Annotated in this window: 13 protein-coding genes and 1 pseudogene; 10 read left to right on the top strand and 4 right to left on the bottom strand. The window is 41.9% G+C overall.

Annotated features, from left to right (window positions below; all coding sequences use genetic code 11):
* The first annotated feature begins 223 nt into the window (after window positions 1-223).
* The gene (locus C5470_RS14595; RefSeq protein ID WP_166290266.1) at window positions 224-544 is read left to right on the top strand and encodes a YceK/YidQ family lipoprotein; all 321 of its coding nucleotides are present in this window, start codon (window positions 224-226) and stop codon (window positions 542-544) included.
* A 58-nt stretch (window positions 545-602) separates the two neighbouring features.
* Here C5470_RS14595 and C5470_RS14600 read toward each other — a convergent pair whose 3' ends face one another.
* Window positions 603-1,892, bottom strand: a complete 1,290-nt coding sequence (locus C5470_RS14600; RefSeq protein ID WP_166290268.1) for a DUF3748 domain-containing protein — start codon at window positions 1,890-1,892, stop codon at window positions 603-605.
* 133 nt (window positions 1,893-2,025) lie between these two features.
* On the opposite strand from C5470_RS14600, the gene C5470_RS14605 reads away from it, so the two are divergent.
* A complete protein-coding gene (locus tag C5470_RS14605) occupies window positions 2,026-2,643 on the top strand; it encodes a trimeric intracellular cation channel family protein (RefSeq protein ID WP_166290270.1) in 618 nt (205 codons plus the stop codon).
* Here the strand turns inward: C5470_RS14605 and ligB are convergent.
* Entirely contained in the window at window positions 2,637-4,373 is a 1,737-nt protein-coding gene (gene ligB, locus C5470_RS14610; RefSeq protein ID WP_166290272.1) for an NAD-dependent DNA ligase LigB, read from the bottom strand. The genes C5470_RS14605 and ligB overlap by 7 nt on opposite strands.
* A 247-nt stretch (window positions 4,374-4,620) precedes the next feature.
* Window positions 4,621-4,818: a hypothetical protein gene (locus C5470_RS14615; protein WP_166290274.1), complete on the bottom strand. Its 198-nt coding sequence runs from the start codon at window positions 4,816-4,818 to the stop codon at window positions 4,621-4,623.
* A gap of 4 nt (window positions 4,819-4,822) precedes the next feature.
* On the opposite strand from C5470_RS14615, the gene C5470_RS14620 reads away from it, so the two are divergent.
* The 6 genes from C5470_RS14620 to C5470_RS22875 all read left to right on the top strand — a co-directional run bounded on the left by C5470_RS14620 (window position 4,823) and on the right by C5470_RS22875 (window position 10,968).
* Window positions 4,823-5,017 carry a type II toxin-antitoxin system RelE/ParE family toxin gene (locus tag C5470_RS14620; protein WP_339916710.1) on the top strand — a complete coding sequence of 65 codons (195 nt, stop codon included), beginning with the start codon at window positions 4,823-4,825 and terminating at the stop codon, window positions 5,015-5,017.
* A gap of 17 nt (window positions 5,018-5,034) precedes the next feature.
* The gene (locus C5470_RS14625) at window positions 5,035-5,313 is read left to right on the top strand and encodes a helix-turn-helix domain-containing protein (RefSeq protein ID WP_166290276.1); all 279 of its coding nucleotides are present in this window, start codon (window positions 5,035-5,037) and stop codon (window positions 5,311-5,313) included.
* 370 nt (window positions 5,314-5,683) lie between these two features.
* Window positions 5,684-6,259 carry an RCC1 domain-containing protein gene (locus C5470_RS14630; protein ID WP_166290278.1) on the top strand — a complete coding sequence of 192 codons (576 nt, stop codon included), beginning with the start codon at window positions 5,684-5,686 and terminating at the stop codon, window positions 6,257-6,259.
* Window positions 6,260-6,879: 620 nt separating this feature from the next.
* A complete protein-coding gene (locus C5470_RS14635) occupies window positions 6,880-8,202 on the top strand; it encodes an RCC1 domain-containing protein (protein WP_166290280.1) in 1,323 nt (440 codons plus the stop codon).
* Window positions 8,203-8,435: 233 nt separating this feature from the next.
* The gene (locus C5470_RS14640; RefSeq protein WP_242688012.1) at window positions 8,436-9,113 is read left to right on the top strand and encodes a hypothetical protein; all 678 of its coding nucleotides are present in this window, start codon (window positions 8,436-8,438) and stop codon (window positions 9,111-9,113) included.
* Window positions 9,114-10,530: 1,417 nt separating this feature from the next.
* Complete coding sequence (locus C5470_RS22875) at window positions 10,531-10,968, top strand: hypothetical protein (protein WP_242688014.1); 438 nt, start codon at window positions 10,531-10,533, stop codon at window positions 10,966-10,968.
* A 499-nt stretch (window positions 10,969-11,467) separates the two neighbouring features.
* Here C5470_RS22875 and C5470_RS14650 read toward each other — a convergent pair.
* Window positions 11,468-11,590: pseudogene (locus tag C5470_RS14650) on the bottom strand (RNA-guided endonuclease TnpB family protein); the annotation flags it as partial.
* Between the two features lie 1,127 nt (window positions 11,591-12,717).
* Between C5470_RS14650 and C5470_RS14655 the strand changes: the two are divergent.
* Both C5470_RS14655 and C5470_RS14660 read left to right on the top strand, forming a co-directional pair.
* A complete protein-coding gene (locus tag C5470_RS14655; protein WP_242688016.1) occupies window positions 12,718-13,602 on the top strand; it encodes a hypothetical protein in 885 nt (294 codons plus the stop codon).
* 537 nt (window positions 13,603-14,139) lie between these two features.
* On the top strand, window positions 14,140-14,826 hold the full coding sequence (locus C5470_RS14660; RefSeq protein WP_166290284.1) for a hypothetical protein: 687 nt from the start codon (window positions 14,140-14,142) through the stop codon (window positions 14,824-14,826).
* Window positions 14,827-15,211 lie beyond the last annotated feature (385 nt).

The raw sequence follows: 15,211 nt of genomic DNA on the forward strand, positions 1-15,211 counted from the left end.
GGTTTGTATCACTTCTTATTAATCAGAAAAACAGAAAAAGTGGTATTACATAAAAAATTCACTACTTTTTGGTATCAGTGCTATGGTCAATGTTGCGTGGCGTGATTATAGTAATGATGTAAAAACTCTTAGCTGAGGGATTTTGGGGAATAGAACCCACTCAACAAACTGACGCAAGAGCGAAATATTCCGGCTATTTGACCATACGAGATCAATAGAACCAATGAAGAGTAATAAATTAATTCTATTTTGCGTCACATTAGGATGGCTGTTAACCAGCGGATGCACGAGCATTATGACTCATTCAGGGCCTAGCCGTGGTTATTATTCCGGCGCAAAAACGAATATTGAAATGTTGAAAGATAACGACACTGGCTGGGTGATGAAGCCATTGTTAGCGATTGATCTGCCTTTTTCTGCCCTACTGGATACCATTTTATTACCGTATGACTATATAAAATCTGATGAGGATCAATCAGCAAGTTCACCAAAAAAACGAATTGAAAAAATAGAAAAAGTACAACACCAGATCAAAACCAACTAATCATTCGTTCCGGTTTATTTATTGCCACCAGTAAATAACAGACTGGCGGCAAATATATTTATTTTATTCCTGTTTCCACCAGGAAAATTTGCATATAGCTATCGATTTCACGCATAAAGGCAATATGATGACTATCCGGCGAAATTACAACCGCATCCGCAGAAGGCTTTTTCTCTGTATGCTTTGTCAAACGCCGCATTTGGCTATTTCGCACATCACACAGCACCACACTGTTATCACAAATAAAAGCAACATACTGACCGCTCCGATCCCAACTGAAAGCCGATTGAATGCCACAATGATTCTGCGTTATTTGACGGGGTTCGCCACCATTTGGCGATATTGTCCACAATTGTACAATGCCATTATCATCTTTCATCAGAAAAGCAATCTGTTCACCATCCGGTGAAACACGCAGCCAGTGACGCGGATTATTCACCACCCCCGGCCAACGTTTGTGGCTGGTAAATGTCAGACGACGTTGCATTACACCCGCAGGCGGCGCGGGTAACGTTGTTTCCGTGCCTTCCAATGGTTTTTCCCCGGCTATTGCATAATCAACATCCCGTTCAGGCAGATCAACGATATAGACTTCCGGTACTTTCTCCCCTGTTGCAGAAAGGGTATCGCCAATAAATGCCAACGCCCAGCGCTGCGGGTTGCCATCAGCTCTACGATATCCGGCCCGACCTATCCAACACTCTTCATAGGCGCGGTTAATCTCATCACTACCCGGCTCCGGCTGAGGCGTTGTACTACTGACGACAACGGAGAAATAACTACCATCATATTCTCGGGGGTGATGCTTAGGGGGTTCAACCGATTTGAGGGGCACAGACACGGCGATATTACGCAAATCAAGCGCCGGATCAAGCTCATGCATAACATGATCGTTATAAGTAAAGCTCAGGCGGCTACTATCCGGGCTGAATACATGAACGTGGCTGCCTCCCCGCAACGCTCCTGGCGTATAAGGAGCGGTAATATCCATAGCATCCAGTGTGACAGCCTTTCCGGGTAACTCTTCACTGACAATCACCCCACGCCGGTGATGAAAATCATAATGCCATTGCTCATCCGGGCATTCTGGCCCATGAATAAACGCATACTGGACAGGCTCTGTGGGACTGACTGTTACTACGCCAACATGAGCCCCCTCTTTTGCCTGATAAATAATATCTATTTTCCCACTCTTCACATGAATTTTTTCTATCGTTAAACCGGTAAAAGAAGCACCGTTGGGGCGAACATCATAAACTAACCATTGGCTGTCTGGTGTCCAGACATTAATATTAGTAAGCTGGTGGCTGCGATTATCGAACGTGATTTGCCGTTCCTGAAAGAGCACTTTACTATCCTTATGTCATGTTTTTCGAATAACTATAACTAATCCAAAATGAATAAAGCGAAAAAATTTCAGTCGAGACTTTATCATTTCGACATTACTCTTACCTTTTTACGCTGTGCACATCAAATAATCTATGTTACTAAGTGTTCTTTATATTATTGGTATTACTGCAGAAGCCATGACTGGAGCCTTAGCCGCAGGCCGCCGTAAGATGGACATGTTCGGCGTGATTATTATTGCCTCAGTCACGGCTATTGGTGGCGGTTCTGTTCGGGACATACTTCTGGGGCACTATCCTCTCGGCTGGGTCAAACATCCTGAATATATCGTGACCGTCGCCTGCGCTGCTGTAATTACCACCTGGGTTGCCCCGATGATGAAGCATTTGCGCCGCTTGTTCCTTATCCTTGATGCCATTGGCTTGATTGTCTTCTCCATCCTTGGTGCACAGATTGCGCTGGATATGAACTATAGCCCGATCATTGCCTCCATTGCCGCAGTTATCACCGGCGTTTTTGGTGGTGTGTTGCGCGATATGCTGTGTAATACCATTCCATTGGTTTTCCAGAAAGAGATCTATGCGGGAGTCTCTTTTGCCGCAGCCTGGTTATACATTGGCTTACAACACACGCCGTTACCACCAGACGGCATTGTTCTGATTACCCTAATTGCAGGTCTGACAGCAAGACTAGTTGCCATCCGCTACCGCCTTGGATTACCAGTCTTTAATTATGAACACTCCGATCACTGAGCCATATCAGCGGGGTTAACTACCACCCCGTTTTTCCTGTCAAACCCCTTTATCCCTGTCTCTGATAATTGCACGGCAATCTCTTGAAGCTGTGTATCATTGATAAAATCAGACAACTTTTTCAATTGCCCAGAAGTGAACCGCTGTTTTAACTGTGCTCCGGCTAATTTCTGTTCCAATTGCTGCCAGTGATAAATATCGTCAGATAACTTATCCATATAAGGGATACCAATGCCTTGCATCCAATGGGAAAAAGGCTGATTTTTTGCCTTGCTGAACTGTGAATAAATAACCTGCGCCCGTTTATCTCCAACTCCCGGTAAGGCAGCAATTTGTTGAACTGAAAGTGCTAACCAACCGGTTAAATCAGTGACTAACTTCTGTTCGGTCAACATTGCCCAACTACCGCTACTGACGCCTGTCATTTGCAGCTTTTCACCCAGCCATTTCAATCGTGCATTAAACTGTTGTTCACAACCCACCGTCAAAGTCAGACAACTTAGTGCATGATAACGTTGCTTATCTGGCGGCTGAATATCCTGACGCTCTTTGATCCGCCACACCACCTGACCTAACTTCGGGATACCATGACCAGCAAGCGTGAGAGTCACCCGATCACCCGGTAACACATCCAACTGTCGCCAACGACGGACCGAACCAATATTGACACGGCTAACTTGCCGATCATCCAGTTTCACCTTATCCAGCCCAAGAACCACTGAGATTTTGCCGGTTCTGCCAATGGTAAAATTCACCTCCCTAACTTGTGTGACCTGATGGCGTAAAGGGTGTTTCCATGCCACAGCCCAACTGTTAGCGCCAGACCGCCACTGGTTTCCTTTAGGTTCAATTTCCTGTTTCAACACGATACCATCCGTAGCAAAAGGCATGGGTTGTTCAAAATAGTACCTACGTAGTTTCTGTATCTGCTCTGGTATCTCTATTTTATGGCTATAGCGAAGCGCCAATGGAAACCCCATATCTGCCAATTTCTGCAATTTACTTTCCATATCAGCAGGGCCATCCGGCCAGCTCCAGATAAACACACCAACTTGCTGTAATTCTGACGAATGTTCCTTACGCATCATCAGACCGGCGACACGACTACGAGCCCCATCACTGCCAGAAGATTGCTGTATATGCCCGTCCTTATGTAGAAAAAGCTCCCCTTGCAATACCATATAAGACGGTGCATTTTCTATCTTTTGGGGAATATCCGGAATATGTTGGCTTTTTGCTGTCCAGTTTATTCCTGCGGAGCCATTGCCCCGGCTGATTAATGAAACCAATTTCCCCTGCTGGTAAACCAATGTTACCGCCACACCATCAATCTTTGGCTGTAACCAGACAGGTAATCTTCCATGCAACCATCGGTTAATTTCTTGCTCGTCTTTCAGTTTACTTAACCCGGTATGAGCAACCGGATGAATAAGCTTATTGTCAGGAAAAACTGCCACAGGAAAATCTGAATTAGGTGTTTGTTTCAGGCAGAGTTGCCAATGAATTAGCTCCGCCATTAATTGATCATAAACTTCATCATCAATCTCGCTGATCCCTTTCTGACGATAGAGTTGATCCCATTGAGCCATCTGTTGCATCAGGCTCTTTGTTTCACGTTGTAATTTGTCCTGTGACCATTCGGGACAATTTTTCTCTATATTCTGTGTTTCAGCCGCAGCTATCGGTAAACTGAAAATAATGAACAGAATCAATATCAATAAATTAAGCATCCGTGCTCCCTGGCTATCCATGCAATAATGGCAAAATAGAGGATAAAGAGATAGTGTCCAAGGCAGAGATAATAACTTTGCGAAGCGGTTCGAAGAATAAATGCCTGAAATCCCCAAATAACAAATTATCTCTATTCAACTACCAGATAACCCTCAGCAATTCGAAATACAATGTTAACCTCTATGATTGCTTTTTATTTATCAATTACGATTTTTTTAATTTCTGTGCAGAGCTGAGGCCGATGCATCATGCTTCCATAACCTCAACTACCTGCTCTGTACCACTCATAAAACTAACCAGTTCCCTACGGCCACCTGGGTATTCCTTAATAACCATTCCTGCTGGAGTGCCAAACTCTGCATAATAAATTGGTTCACCCACATTGAGGTGAGCACGCGCCTCTGAACCATCGTCATTTGCCAGTTGAGCATCAAAGATAGCCATAAAAGTGCGCTCTTGCGCCGGTGACATTTCATCTAAATCACTGAGAAAAGGTCTATTCGAGATTCGAGCCAAAGCGCAAGAAGGTATTGGACGCGGATTGTTTTGCTATTTGCAAGGTTCAAATATCATTGCCCTTCATGCGTTTATTAAGAAAAGCCAGAAGACACCTAAAAAGGATCTTGATCTCGCTTACGAATGAATGAAAGAGGTAATAAAATGAGTAGCTTAAAGTCTCTAAAATCCAAAGCATTAGCTAACCCAAATGTAAAAGCTGAGTATGATACGCTAGAGCCAGAATTCGAGCTAATTAATACTCTATTACGAATACGGCACGCTGCTGGTTTAACGCAAAATCAAGTTGCACAGCGTATGGGAACGAAAGAGGCGAATATCTCCAGGCTTGAAAAAGGAAATGGAAACTCAACACTTAAAACACTATTGAACTACGCCAAAGCGTGTAATTGTGAACTGCATTTTAGCTTCAAAACAACTTAATCCAAACGATTAGTCAATCTATTAAGTATTATTTTGTTATTGTAAACCATTAACCAATGGCTGAACCAAATATAATAACTCAGCCTGTTTCATATTATTCTTAAATATCAATCATCCCCATAAATAATGGCATTTCTATTCCTGAGCAGAATAGATATTAAAGTAAGACTCTTATGAATTTGCATCTTTCACTTTGCGGCTAACAATTAATCGCAAGTGAAATCACATACTATTATATTATTCATCAAAGAATAGTTATCAATAAATTGATATAGAAATTAAGCTTAACCAGAAAAAGATAGGTTTTATGACAGAGACTCCCATGTGAGTAAAAAGGTAAATCCGATATAACCATCATTAGGAGAATAATATGAATAAAAATAACGATTTCTTACCAAACATGGATAACGGCGATAATCCTATAAAACAATATTGGCAACCAAACAGGGATAGTCACGCTGATAATAATACTTCTATCGCCTCCACTAGAGATGCAACCGCCATGTTATTACTAAATGGCAGAGTGAGCACTTGGGGAAATGGTTATGCAACCCCTGCCCCAACAGACATTGCCACATTACAGGATATTACCAGCTTAAGTGCAACAAGTGATGCTTTCACCGCCCTGCGGGCAGATCGTAGTGTAGTCGCCTGGAGTGATCCGAACTGTGGTGGTCAGATCCCATCAGACATTACCGCATTAAAGGATATCGTCAACCTGAGTTCCGCAGGTAGTGATGCTATCGCGGCATTGCGGGCAAACGGTAGCGTGGTTGCCTGGGGCAGCCGAAGCTTGAACATCCAGGTTCCACCCGGAATAGCTCGATTAAATGATATTATCAGTTTGAGTTCAACAGCACGTTCATTCGCAGCCTTACGGAATAATGGACAAAGATTAGCCTGGGATGTTGATAGTCATATAGTACATAGTGAATATGATTATTAGCCCATCGAATACTGTTTTCTTATTGTAAACTATTAAAAAACACTAAAACCAAGGCTGAGCCATAATACCTTTGCTCAGCCTATCATTTATTCCATTTAAAATACCAACTTACCTACCCGCTATTATTACCAAAATCAACCTTCAAATAAACATCAAAAGAAAATAACTTAACGAAACAGTTTATAAAATAAATATCAAAACCCTCCAAAATAACTAATTTCTCATAAACCACATAGAACAAAAATTACGACAAAAACTTAAAAATATTTATCTTCTTCCTTACGATTAATTAATAGTAAATTAAGGTACTCATTCACATAATAATAGCCATAAAGATGTATATCCTCACTAAATTCTTCTGCCTAAATCTCATTATTATCACTCTTGTGATTTATCTGTGGGAAATAATCTAAAAACCACTACCAACAATCAAATTTTGCATTAACCTAAGGTTATCAGCCGATAACTTTTTTTTCTATTAGATTTTTTACTTAAATAATGTCTAATATTATTCACGTCAGTAGAAATTCAGCTTAACCCGCAAGGGATGGGTTTTATGGCATAGATTCCCCTGTGGGTAAAAAGGTAAATCCAATATAACCTTTAATTAGGAGAGCAATATGAACCAAAATGACAATTTCTCCCCAAATATGGGTACCAGCGATAACTTTATAAAACAATATCGAGATTCTGGAAAAGAAAATGACTTTTGTAACAATACCACAATTGTATCTAGTGCCAGAGCAACCGCTGTGTTATTGCAGAATGGCAGTGTGACCTCTTGGGGTGATCCGCTTTATGGCGGCCAGGTTCCACCAGAAATTACAGCACTAAAAGATATTGTGAGCCTGAGTGCAGCAGGTGGAGCTTTCGTGGCCCTGCGGGCGAACCGTAGCGTGGTAGCTTGGGGGGATCGGGGAAGTGGTGGTCAGATCCCATCAGAAATCGCTAAATTACAAGATATTGTCAGTCTCAGTACATCAGCTTCGGCTGTTACAGCCCTACGAGCAGACCGCAGCCTCGTAGCTTGGGGGAGTCAAAGTGGGGGCGGAGAAATCCCACCTGAAATTGCCAAATTGCAGGATATCGTCAGCTTGAGCACAACAGGAATAGGAACAGCATTTGCAGCTCTGCGGGCAAATCGTAGCGTGGTAGCCTGGGGATACGAAAATGGTGGCGGCATGGTTCCATCTGATATTGCCAAATTGCAGGATATTATCAGCCTGAGTACAACACACTACGCATTCGCAGCACTGCGGGCAGATCATAGCGTAGTTGCCTGGGGAGATCCGGATTGGGGCGGCCAGGTTCCACCTGAAATCGCTAAATTACAAGATATCGTCAGCCTGAGTGCAACATCATCCGCGTTCGCTGCCTTACGGACAGACCGCAGTGTAGTCGCTTGGGGAGTCTCGGCTCCTGGCCTGCTCCCACCTGAAATTGCCAAATTACAGGATATCGTCAGCCTATGTCCTGCACCTACTGCATTCGCAGCCCTACGAGCAGACCGCAGTGTAGTAGCCTGGGGATATCCAGATCTTGGTGGACAAATTCCACCAGAAATTGCCAAATTGCAGGATATCGTCAGCTTGAGTACAACAGACTCCGCATTTGCAGCTCTGCGGGCAAATCGTAGCGTAGTTGCCTGGGGATACGAAAATGATGGCGGCAGGGTTCCATCTGATATTGCCAAATTGCAGGATATTATCAGCCTGAGTACAACAAACTCCGCATTCGCAGCACTGCGGGCAGATCATAGCGTAGTTGCCTGGGGAGATCCGGATTGGGGCGGCCAGGTTCCACCAGAAATTGCTAAATTGCAGGATATCGTTAGTTTAAGTTCATCATCAAGAACATTTATGGCGGTGCGGGCGAATGGCAAAATAGTCGTTTGGGGAGACAAAAATGACGAGGATACTAAAGCATACGGTGAATACGATTAATTTCCCTAATAAGTATTGTAACGGCCGGCACAGGTACCCGATGCAGAAAAATAATAACCGGAAAAAAGGGAATCTCTGAAAGGTCGATGTCATTTGACCGGGACGGGATTACAGCAATAAATGAAAATTTCTCACGTAACAACTGGGGAACCATCCCCATCTGAATATCCCATGAATGCTGGCAACACATTCATCCATAGAGTAAAGCAGAATATTGGCCGGATAGCGGGACATTGTCGCCAGTGGCCGGTATGGATGATGTGCGTGTCTGTAGGGGCGCTCTTTTCCACCTCGGTATTTGCCGCTGCGGCACCCAGCTGGAACCCAGAGTACGCAGTCAAAGCTCTCGGGAATCCGGTGATAAATGGGAAAGACAACAACGTAAGCCAATTCGTTACCCGGAAATGCGTACCAGTAACTTAGTGAATGTCTTTCTGCCAGTAAGAAATCATAATTTTCTAAAGCCGATAGGAAAAGAGATGATGCTAAAAGACGGCATTAAAGCACAGAACAGAATCTTCAAGGTTCCACATGTGGTCAGAAGTAAGTATACCTGTAAGATGGTTGCCAAACGTAAAGATGGATCTCCAGGGAAAGCCACAGTGACTCTCTATACGGATGCTATCGTTGTGTCAATCAAGACATCTACTGGTTCAAACGTTATGGAATCTAACGTGAACGACCTGACTTACACAGTAACCGGTCAAGGGACCGGATTTTCATGGGAGCGCAAACCCGAAGAGAAATTTGAATTTAAATCTGAATTTGAATATGTGGAGGAAAACGCAGTACCGTCAATTAAAATGCAAGACACTTGCGGTTGGATTTATAATGTTGCTTTCTGGACGTCACCATACAACAATCCAAATGGTGAGTTTAAAGACCCAGCCACCATGAGACCTAATAGCTAACCTGGAGAAGCCAGATCCCTGTGATAACCCAGATAACCTATCCGGGGTGAGAAAGGCAGGTAGCAGCAATAAATAAAAGTCGTTAACAGAACAACCGGGGAGTCATCCCCGGTTGAGCACTCAATGAATACAAATAAATATACTGAGCTATCATTTACCCTGTTTCTTATTAATCTGAAATATCGAGATACTAAATTTCAGTTAATATCTCGATTTTACAGAACATTAAGAAATAATCACACCATGAAGTATATTGGAAATAGATAACCCGTTTCCGTAACGGTCAGTTTTTACATAACCATTTAAATATCATTATTCGGCCATTTATTCCTTCAGACCTGCCTCATTCACACTTATCCCCTTCATCTTTCAAGTTGCTGCTTGATCGCCTGGGGAGGTGATAATGATTGTCAATCACTAAAAAACACTAAAACCAAAGCTGAGCCATAAAACCTCGGTTCAACCTATCGAGTATTAATTTAAAATATCAACTTCCCTGCCCTCGGTTATTACCACAACCAACCCTAAAATAAAGATTAAAAAACAATAAATTGACCAAACAGTTTGGAAGATAAATATTACCCCCCCCAAAAAAACAACTGATTTTTCATAAACCACATAGAACGGGTATTACGACAAAAACTTAATAACGCCTTATTTCCTGCCTTCCTATTAATTATTACTAAATTAAGTTATTCGTTCACATAGTAATAGTCATAAAGATGTACATCCTCCCTAAATTCTGTAGCTCAAGTCTCATAATTTCAACCCTTACCACTTATAGATAAAAAAATAATCTGAAATCAACTACCAAAAAATTAATTTAGCATTAATCTGAAGTTATCTTCCGATAACTATTTCCTATTATCTTTTTTTAAAAATAATTGCTAATCTTATTTATGTCTTCGTAGCAATAGAAATTCAGCTTAACCCGCAAGGGATAGATTTTATGGCATAGGTTCCCTGTAGGTAAAGGTAAATCCGATATAACCTTAAGTTAGGAGAGTAATATGAATCAAGACGATTTCTCCTCAAACATGAGTTCCAGCAATACTCTTACATGAACGAAACCGTGTAATAACGACCTGCACGGGTGACCCGATGCAGAGAATAATCATCTGAAAAAGGAGGGCCCTTAAAAGGCCAATACAATCTGGCCGGGACAGGGTTATCACAGAGAATGAAAATTTTTAATATGGCAACCGGGGAACTATCCCCATCAGAGTATTATCAACCTAATCTTGCTACACCCTCTTGGTTCCCAGAGTGGGCAGTCAGAGCTCTCGGGAATCCGGTGATATATGGGAAAGACAACAGGGGTAAGCCAATTCGTTACCCAGAATTCCGTACCAGTACCTTATTGAATGTCTTTCCGTCAGTAATAAATTATAATTTTCCAAAGCCGATGGGAAACGATATGACGCTGGAACAAGGCAGGTTCTGGATAAATGCACAAAACAGCATCTTCAAGGTCCCACGAGTGGTCACAGGTAAGTATATCTGTCAGATGATTGCCAAACGTAAAGATGGACGTCCAGGGAAAGCCACAGCAACCCTCAAGATGGATGCTAACGTTGTAAATTATATATTCTACAGGTTCAAGGGAGACAAAAACGTTATGGAATCTAGCGTGAACGACCTGATTTACACAGTAAGCTGCCGAGGGACCGGATTTTCATGGGAGCGTAAACCCGAAGAGAAATTTGAGTTGGAAAGTAAGTGGGAAAACGCGGTACCGTCAATTAAAATGCAAGACACTAACGATTGGATTTATGATGTTGCTTTCTGGACGCCACCAAGCAACAATCCAAATGGTCAGTTTAAAGACCCAGCCATCCTGAGACCTAATAGCTAACCTGGAGAAGCCAGATCCCTGTAATAACCCAGATAACCTATCTGGAATGAGAAGGCCGGTAGCAGCAATAAATAAAAATCTTTAACAGAACAACCGGGGAGTCATCCCCGGTTGAGCACTCAATGAATACGGATAAATATACTGAGCTATCATTTACCCTGTTTCTTATTAATATGAAATATATTAAAATAGATAATCCGTTTCCGTAACGGTCAGTTTTTACATAAATCATTTAAATATCACTATTCGGAAATTAATTCCTCCTGACTTGCCTCATTCACACTTATCCATATTATCGACTTACTTATTCATGCCACTCTTACAATATTTTTATTTCAATTGCTATATATTGCAAAATGGTGGTGTGATCACCTTGGGAAATAATGCTGATTGTCAATCAGTGACTGCTCCCCGCCGTAAAAAACGGTGAGGCTTCTCACTTCTCAGGCCGCCACCGTCTTTATGACGGATTTAGCTGGCCTCCATGGGCAGAAACGACGAGTCCCGCCGCTGCGGCTTTGTATTCCAGTTTCATGAGGAAGCTATTCCAGCCCGCATCCCCGATAACGCGGGCAAGCTGGTGATCCTTCATTATATTGGCCGATTTCAGCGTCTCATTAATTTGAAATATTAGCTTACCTGCCCTCTGTTATTACCAAATTAAGTTACTCGTTCACGTAATAATAGTCATAAAGATGTATATCCCCGCTAAATTCCTCTGCCTAAATCTCATTATTACCACTCTTGTGATCTATCTGTAGAAAATAATCTAAAAACCACTACCAACAATCAGGTGTAGCATTAACCTAAGGTTATCAGCCGATAACTTTTTTCTATTAGATTTTTACTTAAATAATGTCTAATATTATTCATGTCAGTAGAAATTCAGTTTAACCCGCAAGGGATAGGTTTTATGGCATAGGTTCCCCTGTGGGTAAAAGGTAAATCCAATATAACCTTAATTAGGAGAGCAATATGAAGGATATTGTCAGCCTAAACTCAATAAGTTTTGCTTTCACAGCCCTACGAGCAGACCGTAGTGTAGTCGCTTGGGGAGGCAGAAATGACGAGGATACTAAAGCATACGGTGAATACGATTAATTGCCCTATTAAGTATTTTTTTAGTATGAACCACTAAAAATATACTAAAGACTGACACAACAGTAGATTTAGCAGCACATCGCTATTCTACACGCTACCATCTGAGTTTTTGGGATACAAATACCCAAGGTTACATTGGCCGAGATAGTTTTCCATTCCGGCCTCAACTCAATAAACAATAGTCATATTGAATTATCCCATGTGTATCAGCCAGCAATTGCTAATAAATCTAGCGGCGATAGTAATAGCAGAAAATGGTAGGCAAATATACCTATACCCTATGGATTTCAAGATGCATCGCGGCGGCAAGGGAGCGAATCCCCGGGAGCATAGATAACTATGTGACCGGGGTGAGTGAGTGCAGCCAACAAAGAGGCAACTTGAAAGATGACGGGTATAAAGGCTCGGAAAGCAACATAAGGTAATGCGGACAGTCAGTGCAAAGTGGTATTTGACTTGGGTTTCCTCCGATAAACAGGAGGTGAATAAGAGCCGGAGTCCAGAGGCTAATTGAACAAAACCTGTCATTAAGACAGATAACGTGTAGTAACGACCTGCACGGGTACCCGATGCAGAAAATAATAACCGGAAAAAGGGGAATCTCTGAAAGGTCGATGTCATTTGACCGGGACGGGATTACAGCAATAAATGAAAATTTCTCACGTAACAACTGGGGAGCTATCCCCATCTGAATATCCCATGAATGCGGGTAACACATTCATCAACAGAATGAAGCAGGATATTGGCCGGATAACGGCACATTACCGCCAGTGGCCGGTATGGATGATGTGCGTGTCTGTAGGGGCGCTCTTTTCCACCTCGGTATTTGCCGCTGCTACACCCAATTGGAACCCAAGTTGGGCAATCAAAGCTCTCGGGAATCCGGTGATAAATGGGAAAGACAACAACGGTAAGCCAATTCGTTACCCAGAAGTGGGTACCAGTACCTTATTGAATGTCTTTCCGACAGTAATAGATCATAATTTTCCAAAACCGATAGGAAAAGAGATGATGCTAAAAGACGGCATGTTCTGGGTTAGAGCACAATACAGACTCTTCAAGGTGCCACATGTGGTTACAGGTAAGTATACCTGTAAGATGGTTGCCAAACGTAAAGATAGATCTCCAGGGAAAGCCACAGTGACCCTCTATACGGATGCTATCGTTGTCAATCCAGACATCTACTGGTTCAAGGGAGACAAAAATGTTATGGAATCTAACGTGAACGACCTGACTTACACAGTAAACTGCCTAGGGACCGGATTTTCATGGGAGCGTAAACCCGAAGAGAAATTTGAATTGGAAAGTAAGTGGGAAAACGGGGTACCCTCAATTGAAATGCAAGACACCTGCAATTGGATTCATAATGTTGCTTTCTGGACACCACCAGACAACAATCCGAATAATAGGTTTAAAGACCCAGCCATCCAGAAACCTACTAGTACGGGCAGTGCTAACCTAGCGAAGCCAGATCCCTGTGATAACCCAGATAATATATCCGGGGTGAGAAAGGCAGATAGCCGCAATAAATAAAAATCGTTAATAGAACAACCGGGGAGTCATCCCCGGTTGAGCACTCGAAGTACATTGGAAATAGATAACCCGTTTCCATAACGGTCAGTTTTTACGTAAACCATTTAAATATTACCATTCGAATATTAATTCCTCCAGACCTGCCTCATTCACGCTTAACCCTATTATTTATTTACTCGTTCGCGTTACTCTTTCAATACTTTCATTCGTATGACATCTCAATGTATGTGATATTTTCTTTACCGGAACACATCCGCCAAATTATCAACCAATCACTTTTTTCTACTATCTTTCTATGCAAATAACAGGTAATGTTATTCAGTGACAATATAGATCCAGCTTAACTCACAAGAGTAGGTTTTACCTTATCGATAGAAATGCCGCCAGTAAAAACTGACGGCAGTAAGAGCTAAAATCCAATGAGGTAACGTGTAGTGACAGCTTGCACGGGTACCCAGATACAGAAAATAATAATCGGAAAAAGGAGAATCTCTGAAAGGTCGATATAATTTAACCGGGAGGGGATTACAGCAATAAATGAAAACTTCTAAAGAATATTTTATTAAGTATACAGAACCTAGTCGACCTCAAATCACGAGTAACCCTCAAATCATAGACTGGGTTCCAGAGAAAGCCATTTTAGCTCTCGGAAACCCGAAGATATATGGAAAAGAGAATAACGATAAATTGGTTCGTTATCCGGAAAGTGGGACGAGCACCTTAGTCTTTCCTAAAGGTGATCCACATTTCGATTTTCCAGGGACACGTTTACCTGATACCGCAGTGTTAAAAGATATGATGTTCTGGATTAAAACGAAAAACCGAATCTTCATTGTTCCACATGTTGTTACAGGAAAGTACACTTGTAAGATAATAGCCTCCCGCAAAGATGGCCTGCCAGGAGAGGCCACCATAACACTTTATACGGATGCAATCGTTGAAAATAATGAGCCCCAGTGGTTCAAAGGGGACAGTAACGTAATGGAGTCTAAGCTACTCGATCTGTGTTACGAAGTATCTTGCGAAGGAACGGGTTTTTCATGGCAGCGAAAACCTGAAGAGCAAGTTCAATTCGAAAATAACTGGGAAAATGGGGTGCCGTTAATTATAATGCAAGACAGCCAAGATAGCCAAAATGTGATCTATAGCCTTGTGCTCTGGTCTGCACCCGTTGATTTAAATCCCAATTTTAAAGATCCTGCCATCCTTTTACCCAATGAATAAAATAATAACCAGCAGAAACTAAGAGTAAAGGTCATTTATCTGGGATGAAGTGATAGCAACACAATGAAAATCTTTAACCAGACAACCGGGGAACAATCCCCGGTTGAATATCCAATGAATACGGATAATATACTGAGTTATCATTCACCTTGTTTTTTATCAATCTGAAATATCACAATATTCAATTCAAGTTATTATACTGATTTTCCAATAAAAATTAAAAAAGCGATAACTTCTCACTTCAAATGAGAAGTAAATAACCAATTACTGTAACTGTTAATATTTACACTAACCATTTAATATCATTACGTCGTGTTTAACTCTTCTGAGTCACATCATTCACGTTCAATCATATTATCCGTTTACCTTTTCATGTTATTCTTTC

Origin of the sequence: Photorhabdus stackebrandtii, assembly GCF_011189495.1 — a bacterium.
Classification (GTDB): Bacteria; Pseudomonadota; Gammaproteobacteria; order Enterobacterales; family Enterobacteriaceae; genus Photorhabdus; species Photorhabdus khanii.

What these genes read in the sequence shown, in the direction of transcription:
- C5470_RS14595 (WP_166290266.1), top strand. Translation starts at nt 224, where the DNA reads ATGAAGAGTAATAAATTAATTCTATTTTGCGTCACATTAGGATGGCTG.
- C5470_RS14605 (WP_166290270.1), top strand. Translation starts at nt 2,026, where the DNA reads ATGTTACTAAGTGTTCTTTATATTATTGGTATTACTGCAGAAGCCATG.
- ligB (WP_166290272.1), bottom strand. Translation starts at nt 4,373, where the DNA reads ATGCTTAATTTATTGATATTGATTCTGTTCATTATTTTCAGTTTACCG.
- C5470_RS14615 (WP_166290274.1), bottom strand. Translation starts at nt 4,818, where the DNA reads ATGGCTATCTTTGATGCTCAACTGGCAAATGACGATGGTTCAGAGGCG.
- C5470_RS14625 (WP_166290276.1), top strand. Translation starts at nt 5,035, where the DNA reads ATGAGTAGCTTAAAGTCTCTAAAATCCAAAGCATTAGCTAACCCAAAT.
- C5470_RS14630 (WP_166290278.1), top strand. Translation starts at nt 5,684, where the DNA reads ATGAATAAAAATAACGATTTCTTACCAAACATGGATAACGGCGATAAT.
- C5470_RS14635 (WP_166290280.1), top strand. Translation starts at nt 6,880, where the DNA reads ATGAACCAAAATGACAATTTCTCCCCAAATATGGGTACCAGCGATAAC.
- C5470_RS22875 (WP_242688014.1), top strand. Translation starts at nt 10,531, where the DNA reads ATGACGCTGGAACAAGGCAGGTTCTGGATAAATGCACAAAACAGCATC.
- C5470_RS14655 (WP_242688016.1), top strand. Translation starts at nt 12,718, where the DNA reads ATGAAAATTTCTCACGTAACAACTGGGGAGCTATCCCCATCTGAATAT.
- C5470_RS14660 (WP_166290284.1), top strand. Translation starts at nt 14,140, where the DNA reads ATGAAAACTTCTAAAGAATATTTTATTAAGTATACAGAACCTAGTCGA.